The following is a 20256-nucleotide window of genomic DNA, read 5'->3' on the forward strand; positions in this document are numbered from 1 at the left end:
AGCCGCAAAAGGCAGGCAACACAAATGACATCCAAAGACAAGCCCACACGGCCTGGCGGCAAGTCCGCCGGCCGGGACAAGAAACCGCATTTCGCCGACAAGAAGGCTGGAGCACCGAAAAAGGCTGCAGGCCCGAAGACTTTTGGCGCCAAGACCTCCGGACCGAAGGCTGACGGCCCCAAGTCCTTCGGACCAAAGACCGGCGCTTCGCGTCCGGCCAGGGAGCGCCCGAACGCGGCTGCTCCGGGCGTTGACGAACCGCAGCGCATCTCCAAGATCCTGGCACGTGCCGGCGTCGCCTCGCGCCGCGACGTCGAGCGCATGATCATGGAAGGCCGCATCAAGCTCAACGGCGTCATCCTCGATACGCCGGTCGTCAACGCGACGCTTGCCGATGCGATCGAGGTCGATGGCCAGCCGATCCGCGGCATCGAGCGCACGCGCCTCTGGCTCTATCACAAGCCGGCTGGCCTGGTGACCACCAATGCCGATCCGGAAGGCCGCCCGACCGTATTCGACAACCTGCCCGACGAGCTGCCGCGCGTGCTGTCGATCGGCCGCCTCGACATCAACACCGAGGGCCTGCTGCTTTTGACCAACGATGGTGGCCTTGCCCGTGTGCTCGAACTACCGTCGACCGGCTGGCTGCGCCGCTACCGCGTTCGCGCCCACGGCGAGATCGATCAGGAAGCGCTCGATCGGCTGAAGGACGGCATCGCCGTCGACGGCGTGCTCTATGGCGCGATCGAGGCGACGCTGGACCGGGTGCAGGGCTCGAACGTCTGGATCACCATGGGGCTGCGCGAAGGCAAGAACCGCGAGATCAAGAACGTTCTCGGCGCGCTCGGTCTCGACGTCAACCGCCTCATCCGCATTTCCTATGGACCCTTCCAGCTCGGCGAACTGCCGGAGGGACATGTCCAGGAAATCCGTGGCCGGACGCTCCGCGATCAGCTCGGGCCGCGCCTGATCGAGGATGCCAAGGCAAACTTCGACGCACCGCTTTACAACGATCAGGCAGCGACCGTAGCCGGCGACGCGCCGGAGGATGATACCGCCGATACGCGCCGGCCTGAACGTGCCAACCGCTGGGAAAAGCCGGAGGACAAGCGCGAGCGTGCTCTGGCCCGGCTCGACACGCGTCGCGACGATCGCCGTGACGGTGGCCGCAAGGACGGTCCTCGTGGCAAGGGCGGCTCCCGCGACGACCGTGACGCCAAGTTTGAGGACCGGCCGAAGCGCGCACCGGCGCAGCGCGCCCGCACCGCCAATGTCTGGATGGCGCCGGGCGCCCGTCCGCTGGCCGAAAAGAAGCCGAAATCCGCTGAAGGCGACACCACGGAGAAGCCCGCCCGTCGCGAGCGTCCGGAAGGCGCGCCGAAGACCAAGCGCTACGGTCGCAGCAAGGATGGCTTTGCGACGAAGACATCCGGCAAGTTCGACCCGGACCGCAAGGGCGGCTCGCACAGGGACTTCGATCGTCCGGCTGCGGCCGCGCCGGTCAAGCGTCGCGACGAAGAGGGCGAATGGATCAGCGCCAGCGAGCCTGCCCGTCGCGGCAAGGACGAGGGCCGGGATGGCGGCTTCGGTCGGCGCAAGGCGGGCGACGCGGGAGACCGCAGGTCGCGCGATCACGGTGACCGTCCTGCGCGCCGTGAAGGCGGCGACCGTCCTGCTCGTTCTGAAGGCGGGCCGCGCAGCTTCTCCGACAAGCCGCGGTTCCCGCGCGCCGATGGCGACCGGCCTGCCCGCCGCGAAGGTGGCGACCGCCCGCGTGGTGATCGACCTGCCCGCTCCGAGGGTGGTCCACGCAGCTATTCCGACAAGCCGAGGACCCCGCGTGCCGAGGGCGATCGTCCGCCACGCCGCGAAGGTGGCGACCGACCGTTCGGTGATCGGCCTGCCCGCGCCGAAGGTGGACCGCGCAGCTATTCCGACAAGCCAAGAGCCCCACGCGCCGAGGGCGATCGTCCGCCGCGCCGTGAAGGCGGGGACCGTCCGTTCGGCGACAAGCCTCGCGGCAAGTCCTTCGGGGGCAAGCCGTCCGGTGGAAAGTCCTTTGGCGAACGCACTGGCGGTCCGCGCGGTGGCAAGCCCGGCGGCGGCAAACCCGGCGGTGGGCGCCCCGGTGGCGCTGGACGCTCCGGTGGTGGCGGACGCCCGGCCGGCGGCGGCAAGCCGCGCGGCAGAGGAAACTAAGCGGCGGTGCGTATCGTCGGTGGAGAGTTTCGGGGGCGCAGCCTGGCGACCCCCAAGTCCAACGATATCCGTCCGACCACGGACCGGACGCGCGAAAGCCTGTTCAACATCCTGAGCCATTCCTATCCGGAGGCGCTCGACGGCACCCGGGTGCTCGACCTTTTTGCGGGCACCGGCGCCGTTGGCTTCGAGGCTCTCTCACGCGGGTGCCGGCAGGCACTCTTCGTCGAGCAGGGCGTCGAGGGCAGGGGACTTCTGCAGACGAACATCGAAACGCTCGGCCTCCAGGGCCGAGCCAAGGTCTTCCGCCGTGATGCGACCAGCCTCGGCGGCGTCGGAACCATGGAGCCGTTTCATCTGGTTTTCGCCGATCCGCCCTACGCGAAGGGTCTCGGCGAGAAGGCGCTGGAATCTGCCGCCGCCGGCAACTGGCTCGTCCCCGATGCACTGGTGATCCTCGAAGAGCGGGCGGATGTTCAGCCCGCGCCAACGGCCGTGTTTGAGAACCTCGACGTCAGGGTCTTCGGCGATACCCGCATGCACTTCTACCGCTTTCGCGGTGCCTGACCGTCATATTTTCGATTTCCTTGCGACGATACGCTGACGCGACCATGCAAGTTTCCGTATCATGCAGAAGCGGAGGGCATGCCGATGAAGCAGGATCTTTCGATGACGAAGGGGCCGACCCAGGTGAAGAGCCAACCGACGGTGGCCCTGGCGCTTGGCGGCGGCGGCGCGCGCGGGCTTGCGCATATTCACGTCATCGAAGCCCTGGACGAGCTCGGCATTCGCCCGGTGGCGATCGCCGGCTCTTCGATCGGCGCAATCATGGGTGCCGGCATGGCGGCCGGCATGCGCGGCGAAGAGATCAGGGGCCACACGCTCTCGACCATCGGCCATCGCCGCGAGGTCCTCAATCGGCTCTGGCAGTTGCGGCCGTCGAGCCTTTCCGAAGCCATGGCGAACGGTTTTCGCTTCGGGCAATTCAATGTCGAGCGCGTTCTCAGGGCTTTTCTGCCCGAGGCCATTCCGCCGAAGTTCTCGGATCTCGGCATTCCGCTCAAGGTGGTCGCCACCGACTATTACGGCCAGACAGAACATATCTGCGAAAAGGGTGACCTGTGGCAGGCGCTGGCTGCCTCCGCTGCCCTGCCTGCGATCTTCATCCCGGTGAAGATCGGCGGGCGCGTGATGATCGACGGCGGTATCTACAATCCTATCCCCTTCGATCATCTGCGCGGGCTGGCGGACATCGTCATCGCCGTCGATGTCGTCGGTGGTCCTGACGGCGACGGCAAGACGATCCCGAGCCGCATCGACAGCCTGTTCGGTGCGAGCCAGTTGATGATGCAGTCGATCATCGCGATGAAGCTCAAGGAAGGTGCACCGGATATCCTGCTGCGCCCCGATGTCGGCCGCTACCGGGTGATGGATTTTCTGCGGGCCCAGGATGTGCTGAACGGAACCGTCGCCATCAAGGACCAGCTGAAACGGGCACTCGACGAGCGCATGCGGGCGCCGAAGCTCAAGTGAGCGCCGACGACTGAGGGTCGGTTCGCCCCAGCGGGACTACGCGCTTTCGCGCTCGTCGGCAGGAAGCCCTGGCAGGATCCGTTCGCCCGTCTCTTGAGAGTGATCGACCTCGCGCTTCGGCTTGACCAGCGGCTCCGGTCGGACGGGACGCGAATGCAGCATGTCGCGACCGGCTGTGATGCCTTCGGCCTCCTGCAGCACGAGCCGGGCCTCGTCGCGCTTGCGGATGTCGTCCATGATGGCGATTGCCTCGTCGTCGCCGACCCCCAAAGCCTCCAGTGTCTTGCGGCCGAAGAGCAGGCCGGACTCGAAAGTCTCGCGCAATTCGTAGTCGACGCCTTTGGCGCGCAGTTCCAGCGTATGCAGGCGGTCGTAGGAGCGGGCGTAGATGCGTGCATTTGGGTATTCGGACTGCACGAGGTCGATGATGTGGTCGGTCGTTTCCTTCTTCTGGGTGCAGACGGCGACGATCTTGGCCCGTTCGATGCCGGCGGCGCGCAGCACGTCGAGACGATTGCCGTCGCCGAAATAGATGCGGAAGCCGAAGGTCGCGGCCTGGCGCACGCGCGCGGCCGAATGGTCGATGATCGTCACGTCGCGACCGCCGGCGAGCAGGATTTGCGCGGCGATCTGGCCGAAGCGGGAGAAGCCGATCATCAGCACGTCGGCATTGGCGCCGTCGAAATCTTCCTCGATCTCCTCGTCCATCTCATCCTGTTCGCGCATCAGCTTTGCGGCCAGCATGGAGGCAAGCGGCGTCAGCGCCATCGACAGCGTCACGATCGCAACCAGTAACGAGGAGTCGCCATCCGAGAAGACGCCAGCGGTTGCCGCCGCGGTGAACAGCACGAAGCCGAATTCTCCGCCCTGCGGCAGCAGCAGGCTGATGCGCACCGCGTCGTTGTGGTGGGATCCGGTGAGCCGGCAGAGCCAGTAGAGCACCAGGCTCTTCAGCGCCATCAAGAGCGGCACGGCGATGATGATCAGCTGGTAGCGCTCGACGATGACGCCAAGCTCCAGCGACAGACCGACGGCCATGAAGAACAGAGCCTGCAGGATACCGCGGAACGGTTCGATATCCGCTTCGAGTTCATGGCGATAGGAGGATTCCGCCAAGAGCACGCCCGCGAGGAAGGCACCCATCGCCATGGAAAGGCCGGCAAGCTGCATCATGGTCGCCGCGCCCATGACGACGAGCAGGGCCGCTGCGATCATGACGTCGCGGGCGCCCGTGCGGCCGATGATCTGGAACAGGGGGTTCACGAGGTAGCGCCCGGCAGCAAAGAGCACGACGATCGCTGTGGTGGCGATCGCAAAATCCTCGAGCGGCGGTGTCGTATCCTCAGGCGCTTGCGCCGCCATAAGCGGGATCAGCGCCAGCAGAGGCACGATCGCGAGATCCTGCAGCAGGAGAATGGAGAAGGATCGCTGCCCGTAGCGGGTGTTGCGGTCGTTGCCCTCGTCGAGGATCTGCATGGCAAAGGCGGTCGACGACAGGGCCAGGCCGAAGCCGGCGATGATGCTGCCGCCCTGGCCGAGAAGCCCGAGGGCATAGATCATCGAAGAGAGCACGATGCCGGTCAGCACGACTTGCGCCGTGCCGAGGCCGAAGATATCGCGCCGCATCTGCCAGAGACGTGACGGTTTCAATTCGAGGCCGATGATGAACAGCAGGAACACGACGCCGAGCTCCGAGACATGCAGGATCTGCTCGCCATCGGTGATGCTTTGGGCGACCGGACCGATGAGTACGCCGGCGCAGAGATAGCCGAGGATAGTGCCGAGGCCGAGCCGCTTGAAGATTGGTGCGGCGACCACTGCGCCGCCGAGCAGCATCAGCGCCTGAGAATAGATGATCGGTGTCGTTGCCATGCCTGCGGCTTTCACTATTGGGCACCCGGCCCCGATGAGGGAGCTTTCGAGAGCGGTCATTTGCGGTGTATGGGCGGGAATCAGGCCGATGCCCTTGATGCCTGCGTCACTGCACAATAAATGGGGCAGGAATGAAAGGCTACATCATGTCAGACACGATCGATTCTGCCGACCTCGAAAAACGCGCCTCCGAACTCGTGGACCTCGCCCGCAAGGCCGGCGCCGATGCGGCGGATGCGGTGGTGGTACGCGGGCGCTCCCGTTCCGTCTCCGTGCGCCTCGGCAAGGTCGAAGCGACGGAAGCCTCCGAAAGCGACGATTTCTCGCTGCGAGTATTCGTCGGGCGACGCGTCGCCAGCGTTTCGGCCAATCCGGGCTTTGATCTGAAGCTGCTCGCCGAACGCGCCGTCGCCATGGCCAAGGCTTCGCCGGAGGATCCCTTTGCCTCGCTCGCCGATGCGGACCGGCTGGCAAGCTCCTATCCCGACCTCGACCTCTTCGACCCCACCGCCGTTTCCACGGATTCGTTGACGGAAGCGGCATTGGCTGCCGAAGAGGCAGCACTTGCGGTCTCAGGCGTCACCAACTCCAGCGGTGCCGGCGCTTCGGCCGGCATGGGCGGTCTGGTTCTCGTTACCTCGCACGGTTTCTCCGGCTCCTACATGGCGACCCGTTTCGGTTGCTCCGTCAGCGCGATTGCCGGCGAAGGCACGAAGATGGAGCGCGACTACGATTTCGACAGCCGCCTCTATGTCGGTGATCTCCGGCCGGCCGAGGAGATCGGCCGCCTTGCGGGCGAACGTGCGGTCGCGCGCCTCAATCCGCGCCAGGTGCCGACGGCCAAGAACGTCACCGTCGTCTTCGATCCGCGCATGGCGCGCGGCTTCGTCGGCCATCTGGCGGGCGCGATCAACGGTGCGGCCGTCGCCCGCAAGACGAGCTTCCTGCGTGACCGGATGGGCAAGCAGGTGATGAAGGCGGGTCTTTCTGTGACCGACGACCCGCTGATCGTGCGCGGCTCTTCTTCGCGTCCCTTCGACGGCGAAGGTGTCAGCGGCGAAAAGCTCGTGATAGTCGAGGACGGTGTGCTGAACCATTGGTTCCTGTCGACCTCGGCAGCGGCCGAACTCGGTCTGGAGACCAACGGCCGCGGTGTGCGCGGCGGCCCGACGGTCAACCCGGCCTCGACCAATCTGGCGCTCGAGCCGGGTTCGATCTCGCGTGAGGATCTGATCCGCGGTGTCGGCAACGGCTTCTACGTGACCGAACTGATCGGCCAGGGCGTCAACATGGTGACCGGCGAATACAGCCGCGGCGCCTCCGGCTTCTGGATCGAGAACGGCGAACTCACCTTTGCCGTCTCCGAGGTGACGATCGCGTCCAATCTCAAGGACATGTTCATGGCATTGACGCCGGCAGACGACATCGATCGCAAGTTCGGCGTTGCCGCACCGACGCTTGCCATCGAGGGCATGACGCTCGCTGGTCTCTAAACAGGCCGAAGACAAACCGGCGCGGGGACCCGCGCCGATCCGGCTCTCGTGCTATAGGAGAGGCGGGCTGACGGGGTTTTGAATGTTTGACACAGCACCATCGGGCGCGGACTGGAAGCCGGATCTCGAGTTGATCCGCGCCGCCGCGGTCGTCGCCGGGGAAACGGCGCTCGGTTATTTTCGCAAATCGCCCGACGTCCGCTGGAAGAACGAGGGCCGCTCGCCGGTCAGCGAAGCGGATCTGGCGGCAAACGATGTGCTGAAGACGCGGCTGCTTGCGGCGCGGCCCCACTACGGCTGGCTGTCGGAAGAGACCGACGATGATTCCAGCCGCCTGACCCGCGAAACGGTCTTCGTCGTCGATCCGATCGATGGCACGCGTGCCTTCATCGCCGGCAAGGATCTCTGGTGCGTCAGTGTTGCCGTCGTCCACCGGGGGCAGCCCGTCGCCGGCGTCCTCTATGCTCCGGCGCTTGACGAACTCTTCGAGGCGGTCGCCGGCGGTAGCGCGCTGAAGAACGGCACGGCGATCTCGGTGCGAGAGGCGAAGGCCGGGGAAACGCTGCATCTGGCGGCTGCCGAAGATACGGTCGGCAAGCTTCCGGCCGTCTATCGCAACACCGTCACACGCGTGCCGCATGTGCCGTCGCTTGCCTATCGGCTGGCCATGGTTGCCGACGGGCGGATCGACGGTACGCTGGTGAAGAAGAATTCCCATGATTGGGATCTGGCTGCGGCCGATCTCATTCTCGCCCGGGCCGGTGGCGCGCTCGTCGATCTCGACGAGCAGCCCTTGTCCTACAATCGCTCCAGCGTCGTTCACGGCGTTCTCTGCGCAGCGGCAAAGCCGCTCTTGCCAGGCTTGATCGCCGCATCGCGGTCGATGGAGCCCCATTGACCTTTGGGGCCGAATGCCTCAAATCAACGCCCATACCCAAAAAGAAAAATGGAATTCCGATGGCTCACGAATCCGAGAAGAAACAACGTCTGCACCTCGTCTTTGGCGGTGAACTCACCACGCTGACGGACGTCCACTTCCGCGATCTGGACAAGCTCGATATCGTCGGCATCTACCCGGACTACGATAGCGCTCTCGTTGCCTGGAAATCCAAGGCGCAGATGACCGTCGACAACGCTCACATGCGCTATTTCATCGTCCACATGCATCGTCTGCTCGACCCGGAAAACGGCTGATGCCGATGAGGTCGGGATGCGCGGCGCAAACCCGCATGCCAGTCGCCCCTAAGTTTCTCGCCGCTGAGACGGCTGGGGAAGGTGTCTCGTCATGAGCAGCTTTCGCGCGCGCCTGGCGCTCTCCAGCTATCGCTGGATCGGCTCGGCCATCTATCCCCTGGTTTGGTCCTACCTTGCCATTCGCGCGGCGAAGGGCAAGGAGGATCCGGCTCGCCGTCGCGAGCGCTACGGCCATGCGAGCGCACCACGGCCGCAAGGCCCGCTCGTCTGGTTTCACGCCGCCAGTGTCGGCGAGACCAATGCGGTCATCCCATTGATCAAGGAAATCCGCAGGCGCGGCATCAATGTCGTGCTGACGACGGGTACGATGACCTCGGCACGTGTCGTTGCCCAGCGCCTGGGAACAGGCGTCATCCACCAGTATGTCCCGCTCGATTTCAAGCCGGCGGTCAGCCGGTTTCTGAACTATTGGGAGCCGGATCTCGCGATCATCGCCGAGTCCGAAATCTGGCCGATGACCATCCTGGAGCTCGGCCGGCGCCATATTCCGCAGGTTCTGGTGAACGGCCGTCTGTCCGATCGCACCTTCGCCCGGTGGAAGCGGCGGCCGGCGCTTGCCGACGCGCTTTTTGAAAACCTGGCGCTGGTCATCGCACAGTCCGACGTCGATGCGGAGCGCTTCCGCACGCTCGGCGCGCTGCCGGTCATGGTCTCCGGCAATCTGAAGGTCGACACTGATGCGCCGCCGCATGATCCGCTGGCGCTGAAGGAGTATGAGCAGCAGATCGGCACGCGGAAGACCTGGGCGGCGATCTCGACCTTCGACGGCGAGGAAAACGCGGCCGGCGTCGTGCACCGCGCGCTGAAGGAACGGACCGGCCTCCTGACGATCATCGTGCCGCGCCATCCCGAGCGCAGTGATGCGATCGAGGCGGCGCTGACGGCCAAGGGCCTGAAGGTCGCGCGCCGCACGCGGCGTGATCCGCTGACGCCGGATGTCGATGTCTTCCTCGGCGACACCATCGGTGAAATGGGCCTCTATCTGCGCCTGACCGAAGTCGCCTTTGTCGGCCGCTCGCTCTTTGCCGAAGGCGGCCAGAACCCGCTGGAGCCGGCGATGCTCGGCTGCGCTATCCTGTCCGGCGGCAATGTGCAAAATTTTCGCGAGACTTATCAGACGCTTGCAAAGAACGGCAGCGCCAAGATCGTGCGCGACGTCGAGATGCTGGCGAAGGGCGTCAACTATCTGCTCGCCAACGACGACATGCGTCGCTCGATGATCGATGCCGGCCTCGAAACCGTGCAAGAGATGCGCGGCGCTCTGTCGGCGACGATGAAGGGGCTCGAGCCCTATATCAATCCGCTCATCGTCAAGGCGCGTCTCAATCCCCCGACCGAAAGCTGACACAAACAGGAGACGATCCCTCATCATGACCGCACCCAAGGCCATAGCCGGCATCCTGTTCGACAAGGACGGAACCCTGCTCGACTACGCAAAGAGCTGGGTGCCGGTGAACTATGAGCTGGCACGGCTTGCGGCCAAGGGTGATGAGGCATTGGCCCGCGTATTGCTGAAAGCGGGCGGCATGGACGCCGACACCGGCCATGTACTGCCTGACAGCCTGCTTGCGGCGGGCAACACGGTTGAGATCGCGACCGGTTTCGTGGGGGCGGGCGCGCCCTTTACCGTGGCGGATCTCACCACCCTGTTCGACAGCCTGTTCGCGCGCTCGGCGGAATATGCCGTCCCGGTCACCGATCTTGGCACATTCTTCGCCGGTCTGCATGCCAAGGGCTATCGGCTTGGGGTCGCCTCCAGCGACAACGAAAAATCGATCCGCGAGACCGCCAAACGCTTCGGTTTCGATGGTTACCTGCATTATGTAGCGGGTTATGACAGCGGCTACGGCGTCAAGCCGGAGCCTGGCATGGTGCTCGGCTTTTGTGCCGCAACAGGCTTGGAGCCGCATCAGGTCGTCGTCGTCGGCGACAACAATCACGACATGCACATGGGCCGCAGTGCCGGCGTCGGCATGACGGTCGCGGTGCTGACCGGGACCGGTTCGCGCCAGTCGCTCGCGGCGGCCTCGGACCATTGCCTTGCCGACATCACCGAACTTGAGGCTGTCCTCTAGAGCGCCGTGTGTTCAGATGAACGCACTAAGGACGCTCTAGTACTTTGTTTCTAGAGCGTCTTTCCGCTGTCACGTGATTCCACTTGAAAGCGGGATGCTCTAGTCGCCAATCCGGGAAAAGCGTGAAGCACGTGTCTGTCGGCAGGCCATTCTGCCGCGCGGCCGCCGGCCCAGGTTGCTGCAATCGTATCCATAGCTTGCGTTTTTTCACATTCTGACGTTTTTTGGGCGATCCGTCGGTTTCCGGCGGCAAGAACGACATATGTCCTCCCGGAGCGGATGGACGACACCGGCTGGGGCACGGAACGAAGATGGTATCGGAAGCGCCACCATTCTGGTGGACAAAGGCGGATTGGCGTGCGCGCGCGTTGTGGCCGTTTTCATGGGTATATGGCCGGATTGCCGGCCTGCGCATGGACCGAGCCCATCGAGCCTCGGTTCCGGTTCCGGTCATCTGCATCGGTAATTTCACCGTCGGCGGTGCCGGCAAGACGCCGACCGCGATCGCGCTTGCCCGCGTCATCCGTCAGAAAGGGTTGAAACCCGGGTTCCTGAGCCGCGGCTATGGCGGCTCGCTCGACGTGACGACCGTCGTCGATCCGGAGCATCACCGTGCCCGCGACGTCGGTGACGAGCCGCTGCTTCTGGCGCGTGAGGCGTTGACCGTCGTCTGCCGCCGCCGTGTCGATGGCGCCCGCCGGCTGGTGAAGGAAGGTGTCGATATCATCATCATGGACGACGGCTTCCAAAGCGCGCGTCTGGCCTTCGACTTTGCGCTTTTGGTCATCGACTCGCGCCGTGGCATCGGCAACGGCTATCTGGTGCCGGCGGGCCCGGTGCGGGCGCCGCTGCCCAATCAACTTCGGCACGCCACGGCATTGCTGAAGATCGGCGGCGGCACGGAGGCCGATGCCCTGATCCGCCGCGCAGCCCGTGCCGGAAAGCAGATCTACGAGGCCGATGTGGTGAGGCTCGACGACGGGTCGCTGAAAGGCGCCAAGGTCCTTGCCTGGGCCGGTATCGCCGATCCGGAGAAATTCTATCGCACGGTGCGCGAGACCGGTGCTGTCGTCGAGGAAACCCGCAGCTTTCCGGATCATCACCATTTCTCCGACGACGAGATCGCCGACCTGCTCGACCGAGCGGCGGCTTTGGGCTGCACGCTTGTCACGACCGCCAAGGACATGGTCCGGCTCGAGCCCGGTCATGGCCGCGCAGCCGAGCTGGCCTCGGCAAGCCGGGTGATCGAGATCGACGTGCGCTTCGACGACCCTATGGCGCCCAAGAAGATTATCGAGACAGCACTTGCTGCCGCTCGCGCGCGAAAGCTGCGCGAAGGCGCGGGCAAGTAATCACTTCGGAGAAGCTGGGCTGAGCCTCAGCGGCGCTGGTTCGGCAGCGCGCCGGCGCGCTTTTCCGCCTCGAGCGAGGCTTCCGCATCGACATAGGCTTCCTGCCGGGTGACGCTCCAGTAGCGCAGCTCGTCGACGGGAATGGTCTTGCCGGTCATCGCGCAGATCACATGCGAGCCGGCGAGAATGATCTGAAAGTCGCCGTCGAGATAACGGATTTTCGCCTCGCGCGACGCGCTTCCTTCAAACCGGTTCATCATGTTCGTTGCCTATTGCATCTCTGTGGTCTGTTCTCTGGTCTAGCTCGCCATCCGGCAAAATGCCAGCCGCATTTCGCCGCCGCGCGCGATCAGCTTCGGCCGAACAGCCGTTCAATATCGGAAAGCTTGAGCTCGATATAGGTCGGCCGCCCGTGGTTGCATTGGCCGGAGCCGGGCGTCGCCTCCATCTGCCGCAGCAAAGCGTTCATTTCCTCGGTGCGCATGCGTCGGCCGGAGCGCACCGATCCATGGCAGGCCATCGTCGCGGCAAGATATTCGAGCCGGCCTGTCAGGCCGTTGGCGGTGTCCCATTCGGCAAGTTCGTCGGCAAGCTGGCGCACCAGGCCGACGGCATCCATTTCGCCGAGCATGGCAGGCGTCTCGCGCACGGCGATCGCGCCCGGGCCGAAGCGTTCGATGGCAAGGCCAAGGCGGGCGAACTCCGCCGCATGCGCCATCAGCCGGTCGCAATCGTCTTCGGCCAGATCGACGATTTCCGGGATCAGCAAAGCTTGCGCCGCGACGGGCCGTGAATGCAGTGCCGTGCGCATCGTCTCGAACACCAGACGCTCGTGGGCGGCATGCTGGTCGACGATGACGAGGCCGTCATTCGTCTGGGCGACGATGTAGTTCTCATGGAGCTGCGCCCTGACCGCGCCGAGCGGGAAGGATGGCGGTGACGGCGTTTCCTGTTGCGCGACCGCTGCCTCACGCTCGGACGGGGCGCCAGTCCGTGCCGATGGTGCCGCAAAGGCAGCGAAGCTCGCCTGCGGCTGTTCGGAGAAGCGGCCGTTCACCGTCTCGAATTGCATGGGTCGTGATGGCGAAGTTTCCGGCGTCCACGGCGCCTGCGGCCGATAGGACTCCGGTCGGAAGGCCCGCATCAGACCACTGGCGCCGGTGGTTGCCGCCCGGTCGCCTTCGCGCGTCAGCGCCTCGCGGATGGCACCGATGATCAGCCCGCGGATGAGGCCCGGGTCGCGGAAGCGCACATCGGATTTCGCCGGATGCACGTTGACGTCGACGAGCGCCGGGTCGAGCGCGATCGACAGCACCGCGACCGGATAGCGGCCGCTCGGGATCGTTTCGGAATAGGCGGCCCGGATCGCCGACAGCAACAGCTTGTCCTGCACCGGGCGGCCATTGACGAAGACATATTGCTGCAGCGAGTTGCCGCGATTGTAGGTCGGCACGCCGGCAAAGCCGGTGAGCCCGACATCTTCGCGTGTCGCATCGATTTCGATCGCGTTGTCGCGGAAATCCTTGCCGAGCACCTGGGCCATGCGCGCCAGACGATCGTCGCCGGTCGCCGGGAATTCCAGCGTCGAGCGGTCGCTGCCTGAGAGCACGAAGCGAACCGCAGGGAAGGCGATCGCCATGCGGCGTACGATCTCGGAGATCGCCGCCGCTTCCGCCTTCTCGGACTTCATGAATTTCAGCCGCGCCGGCGTCGCGAAGAAGAGGTCGCGGACCTCGACGACCGTGCCGGTGTTGGCGGGCGACGGGCGGACCGGATCGGTCTTGCCGCCGGTGACGGCGATGACCGCGCCTTCGCTGGCGCCGGCCGTGCGCGTGGTGATCGAGAGGCGAGCGACCGAGCCGATCGAAGGCAGCGCCTCGCCCCGAAAGCCGAGCGTGCGGATGTCGAATAGGCTGTCGTCGAGCTTCGACGTACAGTGCCGGCGCACCGCCAGTTCGAGATCGTTGGGCGTCATGCCTGAGCCATTGTCGGTCACGCGCAGGAGCGTCTTGCCGCCGCCTGCGGTCGCGATTTCGATGCGCGTGGCGCCGGCGTCGAGCGCGTTCTCGATCAGCTCCTTGGCGGCGCTGGCGGGGCGTTCGATGACTTCGCCGGCGGCGATCTGGTTGATGAGGGTTTCTGAAAGTTGCTTGATGGCCATGTCCCATTTTCCCGGATTCGCTTAGGAAACGAAAGGGGAAATGGCGCCTCGTCCCCGGCCTCAAATGAACGCGGTCTTCGATGCGGAAAAATGAGCGGGCGGTTTAATCGCCCCTTAACACTCTGCTGCGATTTTCCACAACAACCTGAATGATCACGGGTTTTGTCTTTTGAGCATTGCGGCGTAGCTGGACGCCGTACTCCCACCGCTCGAAGAGACGCCTGCCAAGGCCTTCCCAGCATGTCCCGAAATGAACCGCCGCCGCAGCGCCGCGCGTCCTACTAGGCGCGCTGAGGTCGCTGTAGCACTGTGAATGGCCGCATGTTTCCTCAGATCGGGGACGATTGAAGCATGCGGTAGGCGAGTGAGGACAGCGCAATGAGCGATGGGGCGTCGAACGGCGCGGACATCAACCGGATCATTCTGGAGTCGAGCTGCGACGGGCTCGGCATCGCTGTGCTTGTCTGCAGTCGGGACGACACCATTCTCTTTGCCAGCCGGACGATGCTGCAGTTCTTCCCTGTGCCGTCGGAAATCCTGATGCCGGGCACGCGTCTGCGAGATTTTCTCGGCGCCGTCTATGACACCGGCGTTCGCCCGGGCACCGTTCCGGAAAGCAGCCGCCGCCGCACCAATCGCGAGGACTGGATTGCCGAGCATATGGCGCTGCACTGGCGCGAACGTTACGAAAGCGTCGAGCGCGCCGGCCGTACCCGCTGGGTTTCGATGCGCAAGCGTCGGCTATCGAGCGGCATCGGCATCCTGTCGATCAGTGACGTTTCCGATCAGAAGAAGCGCGACGAGCAGCTTCAGACGGACCTGGAGCGCGTCGAGCTGACCGAACAGATCCTCGATGCCCAGCCTAATCCGATCTGCGTCAAGGATCGCAACCTCAACTATATCGCCGTCAACAAGGCCTTCTGCCTGATCCATGATCTGCAGCAGGATGCCATTCTCGGCCGTTCCGCCTGGGATCTGGTCGAAAGCGAGCTCGCCGAACGTTTCGAGCAGTCCGACCGGATGGTGCTCGAGACCGGCAAGCCATACTCGCAGGCCGAGCACATCGTGCGCGCCGATGGCAGCGATCTCTGGGTGCTCACGCGCAAGTACCGCGTCGGCATGCCCGGCCGTCATTTCGTCGTGACTTGTATGAACGACGTGACCGATATTGCCGACTTGCATCAGAGTAGCGATGAACCTCCGGCCGAGGTCGGCCTGCAGATCCGCGATTACAGCATCTTCGCTGCCGCGCAGAATTTCTACGACCCGTTCCGGGCGCTGAACGTCCAGCAACTCGTGGAAGCGGGATCGATGATCGAGACCTTGCCGGCCCGCGGACTTCGTGTCCTGGTTGCCACGGCCGACCGGGCGATGGAAGACCGGCTGGTCGCGCGTCTGCGTGGCTCCGGGCTCGACGCCTGCGCTGTTCGCGATGCGGGTGAGCTTCGTGCCTTCGGACATGCGGTCGAGGACGCCGGCATCAAGCTCGATGTCCTGCTTCTCGACCTGGCGTTTTCCGAGAGGCAGCAGATCGTTTCGGCCTGGCGTCATTGCCCGGTCCTTCCGCTTTCCGCGCAGCAGGACGGCGCTGCGGTGCTGGCCGAAGTGTTCCGCGTCTGCTCCGATCGGACTACGGCGTCTCCGACGCTGCAGCCCGATTGGTCGTTGTCGTTTGAAGGCGAGGGGATTGCTGCACCGCCGCCGACGCCGCAGGTCGACGTGCTCGTTGCCGAAGACAATCAGATCAACCAGTTCGTGTTCACGCAAATCCTGGAGGGGCTCGGCGTCTCGCATCGCATCGCCGCCAACGGCCGCGAGGCCGTCGAGCTCTGGCACGAACTGCAACCGGCCCTCGTGCTGATGGACGTCTCGATGCCGATCATGAACGGCTTCGATGCCACGGTCGCCATCCGGTCGGCAGAAAACACCAGGGGACAGAAAACGCCGATCATCGCGGTCACCGCGCAGGCACTGGATATCGACCTGCAGCAGTGCAAGGCATCGGGCATGGACGACCATATCATGAAGCCCGTGAGCCCCGACATGATCGAGGCGGTGCTTAGAAAATTCATGCCGGCAAAGGCGATGCGAACGGCAGGTTGAATGAAAGACGTGTCAACTCGCTAGAATTGGGGAGGCTAATGGCAGATCTAGGAGAAGAGCGATATCGGATTGTTAACCGCCGATTGCGATCGTCTGCACCGAATTGCCGTTAAAGTGTAGAGCCCGCCCGAATGCATTGCGCCCATCCCGTTGCCCATGTCCGGACCGTGTCGGAACGACATTGCCGGTTCGCGCCGTGGCGTGTGGTTTCGCCGGCAGCGGAGCGTCGTCGCCCGCATTCTGCTGACCGAGCTGCGGAGACGCGGCAATGACGGCGGTTGAGACCCCCTATCATCGCATCGGCCTCGAGATGCCCGCCGTGACGGGCAATATCGATCTATTGACGGGGCTCGGTAATTCCCGATGCCTGCGCCAGACCGTGCTGGATCTCGCCAGGGAGCGTGCCAGCGATCCCGCGCCCTTCACCATCGGCCTTGCCAATATCGATGGTTTCAAGCCGATCAATGACCTGTTCGGGCCGGCGGCTGGTGACGAGATCCTCTGCCAAGTGGCCTACCGGCTGAAAGCCTGCGCGCCCGAGGGGGCGACGATCACCCGTTCGGAAAGTGACGAGTTCGCCTTCGTCCTGCCGCTCGTCTTCGAGCGCAAGGGGGCGGAGAAGGTCGGGCAGATGTTGAAGGAGGTGCTGTCGGCGCCCTTCGATCTCGGCGACCGCCATGTGCGTCTGTCCGCATCCTTCGGTTTTGCCGTCTACCCCTTTGCCGGGGAAGTGTTCGAGGATCTGCTGAAGAGCGCCGATACAGCGCTCTATCGCTCGAAGCGTCGCGGCCGTGGGCAGATCACCGTCTATTCGCAGGAAATCGCTCAGGAGATGAAGCGCGCGACGCAGCTCGAGCAGGCGCTGCGCAATGCCATCATCGCCAACGAGGTCGACGTGCATTTCCAGCCGATCGTCGATCTGCGCAATGATGCGGTCGTCGGTTTCGAAGCCCTGGCGCGCTGGTGCGATGCCGATCTCGGCTATGTTTCCCCGGCTGTTTTCGTGCCGCTGGCCGAGGAGCGCGGGTTTATCGAATCTCTCGCCGAAGTGCTGTTGCGCAAGGCGGCGCATGCGGCGCTCTCCTGGCCGAAGGAGCTTTTCCTCTCCTTCAATCTCTCCTCGGCGCAGCTCATGGATCCGGCGACCAGCCACCGGTTGCTGTCGATCATCCATCAGATCGGCCTCGATCCCAGGCGATTGGAATTGGAGATCACCGAGACGGCTGTCATGGCCGATGCCGACATCGCCCAGAAGATCGTTGCGGAACTGCGTGCCGCCGGCGTGCGCGTCTCGCTCGACGACTTCGGCACCGGGCAGTCGAGCCTGGGTCGCCTTCGCGATTTTTCCTTCGACAAGGTCAAGATCGATCGCGCCTTCGTCTCGCGCATTTCCGCCGACCGTGCTTCGGAACACATCATCAAGGCGATCGTCTCGATGTGCGAGGGCCTCGAACTGGAAGTCGTCGCTGAAGGCATCGAGGACTTTTCCGAAGCCTTGAAGCTGAAGGCGCTCGGTTGCGGCCTCGGGCAGGGCTACTTCTATGGAAAACCGGCCGATGCCGTGGCGACGATGCGGTACCTTTCCGATCGTTATAGCGGTGTTTCGGTCCAGGCCTGATCGGTCTATTCACCGGTTCCCGAGAGCGCCACGCGATCCCGCCGCCCCTCTTCCAACAACCAGTCGCGGACCCGTTTTGCCTGGGCGTTGAGTTCGCGTGACCGCGGCCAGACGACATAAAAGGCGAGACCGGTCTTGAGCACGTGTCCGGCGACCGGCATCAGGGCGCCGGAGCGGATCTGCGGGTTGATCAGGTGTTCCCAGCCGAGCGCCACGCCTTCGCCCGCGAGCACCGCCTGCATGACCAGAACATAATCGTTGATCGTCAGGCGGCGTGCCTGCTTGGGATAGGTGAGGCCGGCGCTCGCAAACCATTCGGTCCAGTCGCAGGCCCGTCGCACCGGTTCCTCGAGATGAATGAGGTTGTGCCGCTGCAGGTCGGCTGCGGTCCCCGGCAGCCCGTGCTCCTCGATATAGGCCGGCGTTGCGACGGCGTTGACGACCTCCTCGGCGAGCTGGGCGGCATGATAGCGCGGCCAGTGGCTGGGGTCGCCGCCGCGGATGCCGAGCGGAATCGGATCCTCCTCAAGATCGAGATCGCGCACGCTCGTCTGGATGCGGAGGTCGATCTCCGGCAGGTCCTCGCGCATGCGGTTGAGGCGCGGCAGCATCCACATCGAGGCAAAGGCGGTCGACGCCGCAAGCGTTACGTTGGTTTCGCGGCCCTTGGCGCGGATTTCCTCCGCCGACTTCTGAATGCGCGACAGACCGACCGACACGTCGGCGTGAAATTTCTCCCCCGCCTCGGTCAGTTCCACCGCCCGGTGCACGCGGTGAAACAGCGGCACGCCCAGCTGGTCTTCGAGGCCGCGGATGGCGTAGGAGACCGCCGCCTGCGTCATGCCGAGCTCGCTTGCGGCTCGGGTGAAGTTCTGGTGACGGCCGGCCGCCTCGAAAACGATGAGGCTTGCGGCGGAGGGAAGCAGGCGGCGCAGGTTTTCCATAAATCATGCTTATCGCATGGCTCGAATTTTTCCAGCGTTACAATGGAGTTTTTCGTCAATAGCATCATCTCAGGTGATGGGAGGACGTGAGAATGGACACAGTACTGGCAGCAGGCGAGGCGGCACCGAGACGGACGCGGGGCTCAAGACCGCAACGGCGCGAAGGCGCGGGCCGAAGCCTCGGCGTTCCCTACATCGTCCGCAACATCCCGACCTACGATATCCTCGGCGAAGAGAGCCTGCTGCGGATCGAAGCGGTCGCCGATCGTATCCTTGCCGAGGTCGGCATCGAGTTCCGCGACGACCCCGAAGCGCTCGACCATTGGAAGCGGGCCGGCGCCAAGATTGATGGCGTGCGCGTAACCTTCGAGCCCGGCATGCTCAAGGAAATCGTCGCCTCGGCACCACGGCAGTTCACCCAGCATGCCCGCAATCCCGCCCGCAATGTCGAGATCGGCGGCAACAACGTCGTCTTCTCCCCGGCCTATGGGTCGCCCTTCGTCATGGATCTCGACAAGGGCCGGCGCTATGGCACGATCGAGGACTTTCGCAACCTGATCAAGCTGGCGCAGTCGAGCCCTTGGCTGCACCATTCCGGCGGCACCATCTGCGAGCCGGTCGATGTGCCCGTCAACAAGCGCCACCTCGACATGGTCTACAGCCATATCAAGTATTCCGACCGCGCCTTCATGGGCTCGATCACGGCCGAAGAGCGGGCCGAGGATTCGATCGAGATGGCGCGCATTCTTTTCGGTCGCGATTTCGTCGACCGGAACTGCGTCATCCTCGGCAACGTCAACGTCAACTCGCCGCTCGTCTGGGACGGGACGATGACGAGGTCGCTGCGCGCCTATGCGCGGGCAAACCAGGCCGCGGTCATCGTGCCCTTTATTCTCGGCGGCGCCATGGGCCCGGTCACCAATGCCGGCGCCATTGCCCAATCCTATGCCGAGACGCTCGCCGGCTGTGCCTTGACCCAACTCGAACGCAAGGGGGCACCGGTGATCTTCGGCAATTTCCTGTCGTCCATGTCGCTGCGTTCGGGCTCGCCGACTTTCGGCACGCCGGAGCCGGCGATCGGCAGTATGGTCGTCGGCCAGCTTGCGCGCCGGCTCGGCCTGCCGCTGCGCTGTGCCGGCAATTTCTCCAATTCGAAGCTGCCCGACGCGCAGGCGATGCAGGAAGGCGCGATGTCGATGCTGTCGGCGGTGCATTGCGGCGCCAATTTCATTCTGCATTCGGCCGGTTTCGTCGATGGGCTGCTCGCCATGTCCTACGAGAAGTTTGTCATGGACACGGACTTCTGCGGCGCGCTGCATTCCTATCTCGCCGGCGTCGTCGTCGACGACAACACGCTGGCGATGGACGCCTTCCTGCAGGTCGGTCCCGGCAGCCACTTCCTCGGTTGCGATCACACCATGCGCAATTACCAGACGGCCTTCTGGGATTCGGCGCTCTCCGACAACGAACCGTTCGAGAAGTGGGTCGAGGAGGGCGAGACCGATATGGCAACACGCGCCAACCGCGCCTGGAAGAAGACGCTTGCCGAATACGAAGCGCCGCCGCTGGATGTGGCACTCGACGAGGCGCTGATCGATTATGTCACGCGCCGCAAGGAGAGCATGGCGGATGCCTGGTACTGACGAAACCGG

The 20256-nt window shown here is 64.4% G+C and carries 16 protein-coding genes; 12 read left to right on the forward strand and 4 right to left on the reverse strand.

Going from position 1 to position 20256, the window contains the following annotated elements; all coding sequences use genetic code 11:
• The first annotated feature begins 24 nt into the window (after positions 1–24).
• From BLU35_RS02050 to BLU35_RS02060, 3 genes are all read left to right on the forward strand, one after another.
• On the forward strand, positions 25–2199 hold the full coding sequence (locus BLU35_RS02050) for a pseudouridine synthase (RefSeq protein WP_176907109.1): 2175 nt from the start codon (positions 25–27) through the stop codon (positions 2197–2199).
• A 6-nt stretch (positions 2200–2205) separates the two neighbouring features.
• The gene (rsmD, locus tag BLU35_RS02055; RefSeq protein ID WP_058320438.1) at positions 2206–2766 is read left to right on the forward strand and encodes a 16S rRNA (guanine(966)-N(2))-methyltransferase RsmD; all 561 of its coding nucleotides are present in this window, start codon (positions 2206–2208) and stop codon (positions 2764–2766) included.
• A gap of 84 nt (positions 2767–2850) precedes the next feature.
• Positions 2851–3732 carry a patatin-like phospholipase family protein gene (locus BLU35_RS02060; protein ID WP_093232024.1) on the forward strand — a complete coding sequence of 294 codons (882 nt, stop codon included), beginning with the start codon at positions 2851–2853 and terminating at the stop codon, positions 3730–3732.
• 36 nt (positions 3733–3768) lie between these two features.
• Here BLU35_RS02060 and BLU35_RS02065 read toward each other — a convergent pair whose 3' ends face one another.
• Positions 3769–5604 carry a monovalent cation:proton antiporter-2 (CPA2) family protein gene (locus tag BLU35_RS02065; protein ID WP_093232025.1) on the reverse strand — a complete coding sequence of 612 codons (1836 nt, stop codon included), beginning with the start codon at positions 5602–5604 and terminating at the stop codon, positions 3769–3771.
• Positions 5605–5750: 146 nt separating this feature from the next.
• Between BLU35_RS02065 and BLU35_RS02070 the strand changes: the two genes are divergently transcribed.
• From BLU35_RS02070 to lpxK, 6 genes are all read left to right on the forward strand, one after another.
• Positions 5751–7097 carry a TldD/PmbA family protein gene (locus BLU35_RS02070; protein ID WP_093232315.1) on the forward strand — a complete coding sequence of 449 codons (1347 nt, stop codon included), beginning with the start codon at positions 5751–5753 and terminating at the stop codon, positions 7095–7097.
• 82 nt (positions 7098–7179) lie between these two features.
• A complete protein-coding gene (locus BLU35_RS02075) occupies positions 7180–7995 on the forward strand; it encodes a 3'(2'),5'-bisphosphate nucleotidase CysQ (RefSeq protein WP_093232026.1) in 816 nt (271 codons plus the stop codon).
• 59 nt (positions 7996–8054) lie between these two features.
• A complete protein-coding gene (locus BLU35_RS02080; protein WP_057250859.1) occupies positions 8055–8291 on the forward strand; it encodes a DUF4170 domain-containing protein in 237 nt (78 codons plus the stop codon).
• A gap of 91 nt (positions 8292–8382) precedes the next feature.
• Positions 8383–9696, forward strand: a complete 1314-nt coding sequence (gene waaA / locus BLU35_RS02085; RefSeq protein WP_058320436.1) for a lipid IV(A) 3-deoxy-D-manno-octulosonic acid transferase — start codon at positions 8383–8385, stop codon at positions 9694–9696.
• A 25-nt stretch (positions 9697–9721) separates the two neighbouring features.
• On the forward strand, positions 9722–10426 hold the full coding sequence (locus BLU35_RS02090) for an HAD family hydrolase (RefSeq protein ID WP_057250856.1): 705 nt from the start codon (positions 9722–9724) through the stop codon (positions 10424–10426).
• Positions 10427–10737: 311 nt separating this feature from the next.
• Positions 10738–11778: a tetraacyldisaccharide 4'-kinase gene (gene lpxK, locus BLU35_RS02095; protein WP_093232027.1), complete on the forward strand. Its 1041-nt coding sequence runs from the start codon at positions 10738–10740 to the stop codon at positions 11776–11778.
• 26 nt (positions 11779–11804) lie between these two features.
• On the opposite strand, the gene BLU35_RS02100 is transcribed toward lpxK, so the two are convergent.
• Both BLU35_RS02100 and mutL read right to left on the reverse strand, forming a co-directional pair.
• Positions 11805–12038 carry a DUF2093 domain-containing protein gene (locus tag BLU35_RS02100; protein WP_093232028.1) on the reverse strand — a complete coding sequence of 78 codons (234 nt, stop codon included), beginning with the start codon at positions 12036–12038 and terminating at the stop codon, positions 11805–11807.
• Positions 12039–12127: 89 nt separating this feature from the next.
• Entirely contained in the window at positions 12128–13939 is a 1812-nt protein-coding gene (gene mutL / locus BLU35_RS02105; protein ID WP_093232029.1) for a DNA mismatch repair endonuclease MutL, read from the reverse strand.
• Positions 13940–14317: 378 nt separating this feature from the next.
• On the opposite strand from mutL, the gene BLU35_RS02110 reads away from it, so the two are divergent.
• The gene (locus BLU35_RS02110) at positions 14318–16042 is read left to right on the forward strand and encodes a response regulator (RefSeq protein ID WP_093232030.1); all 1725 of its coding nucleotides are present in this window, start codon (positions 14318–14320) and stop codon (positions 16040–16042) included.
• 310 nt (positions 16043–16352) lie between these two features.
• The gene (locus BLU35_RS02115) at positions 16353–17660 is read left to right on the forward strand and encodes a putative bifunctional diguanylate cyclase/phosphodiesterase (RefSeq protein WP_286161440.1); all 1308 of its coding nucleotides are present in this window, start codon (positions 16353–16355) and stop codon (positions 17658–17660) included.
• Positions 17661–17665: 5 nt separating this feature from the next.
• Here BLU35_RS02115 and BLU35_RS02120 read toward each other — a convergent pair whose 3' ends face one another.
• A complete protein-coding gene (locus BLU35_RS02120; protein WP_093232032.1) occupies positions 17666–18604 on the reverse strand; it encodes a LysR substrate-binding domain-containing protein in 939 nt (312 codons plus the stop codon).
• A gap of 92 nt (positions 18605–18696) precedes the next feature.
• Here BLU35_RS02120 and BLU35_RS02125 point away from each other — a divergent pair, with 92 nt between their 5' ends.
• A complete protein-coding gene (locus BLU35_RS02125; RefSeq protein ID WP_093232033.1) occupies positions 18697–20247 on the forward strand; it encodes a trimethylamine methyltransferase family protein in 1551 nt (516 codons plus the stop codon).
• The last annotated feature ends 9 nt before the right edge of the window (positions 20248–20256 follow it).

The sequence above is a fragment of the Sinorhizobium sp. NFACC03 genome, from assembly GCF_900103435.1.
Classification (GTDB): domain Bacteria; phylum Pseudomonadota; class Alphaproteobacteria; order Rhizobiales; family Rhizobiaceae; genus Ensifer.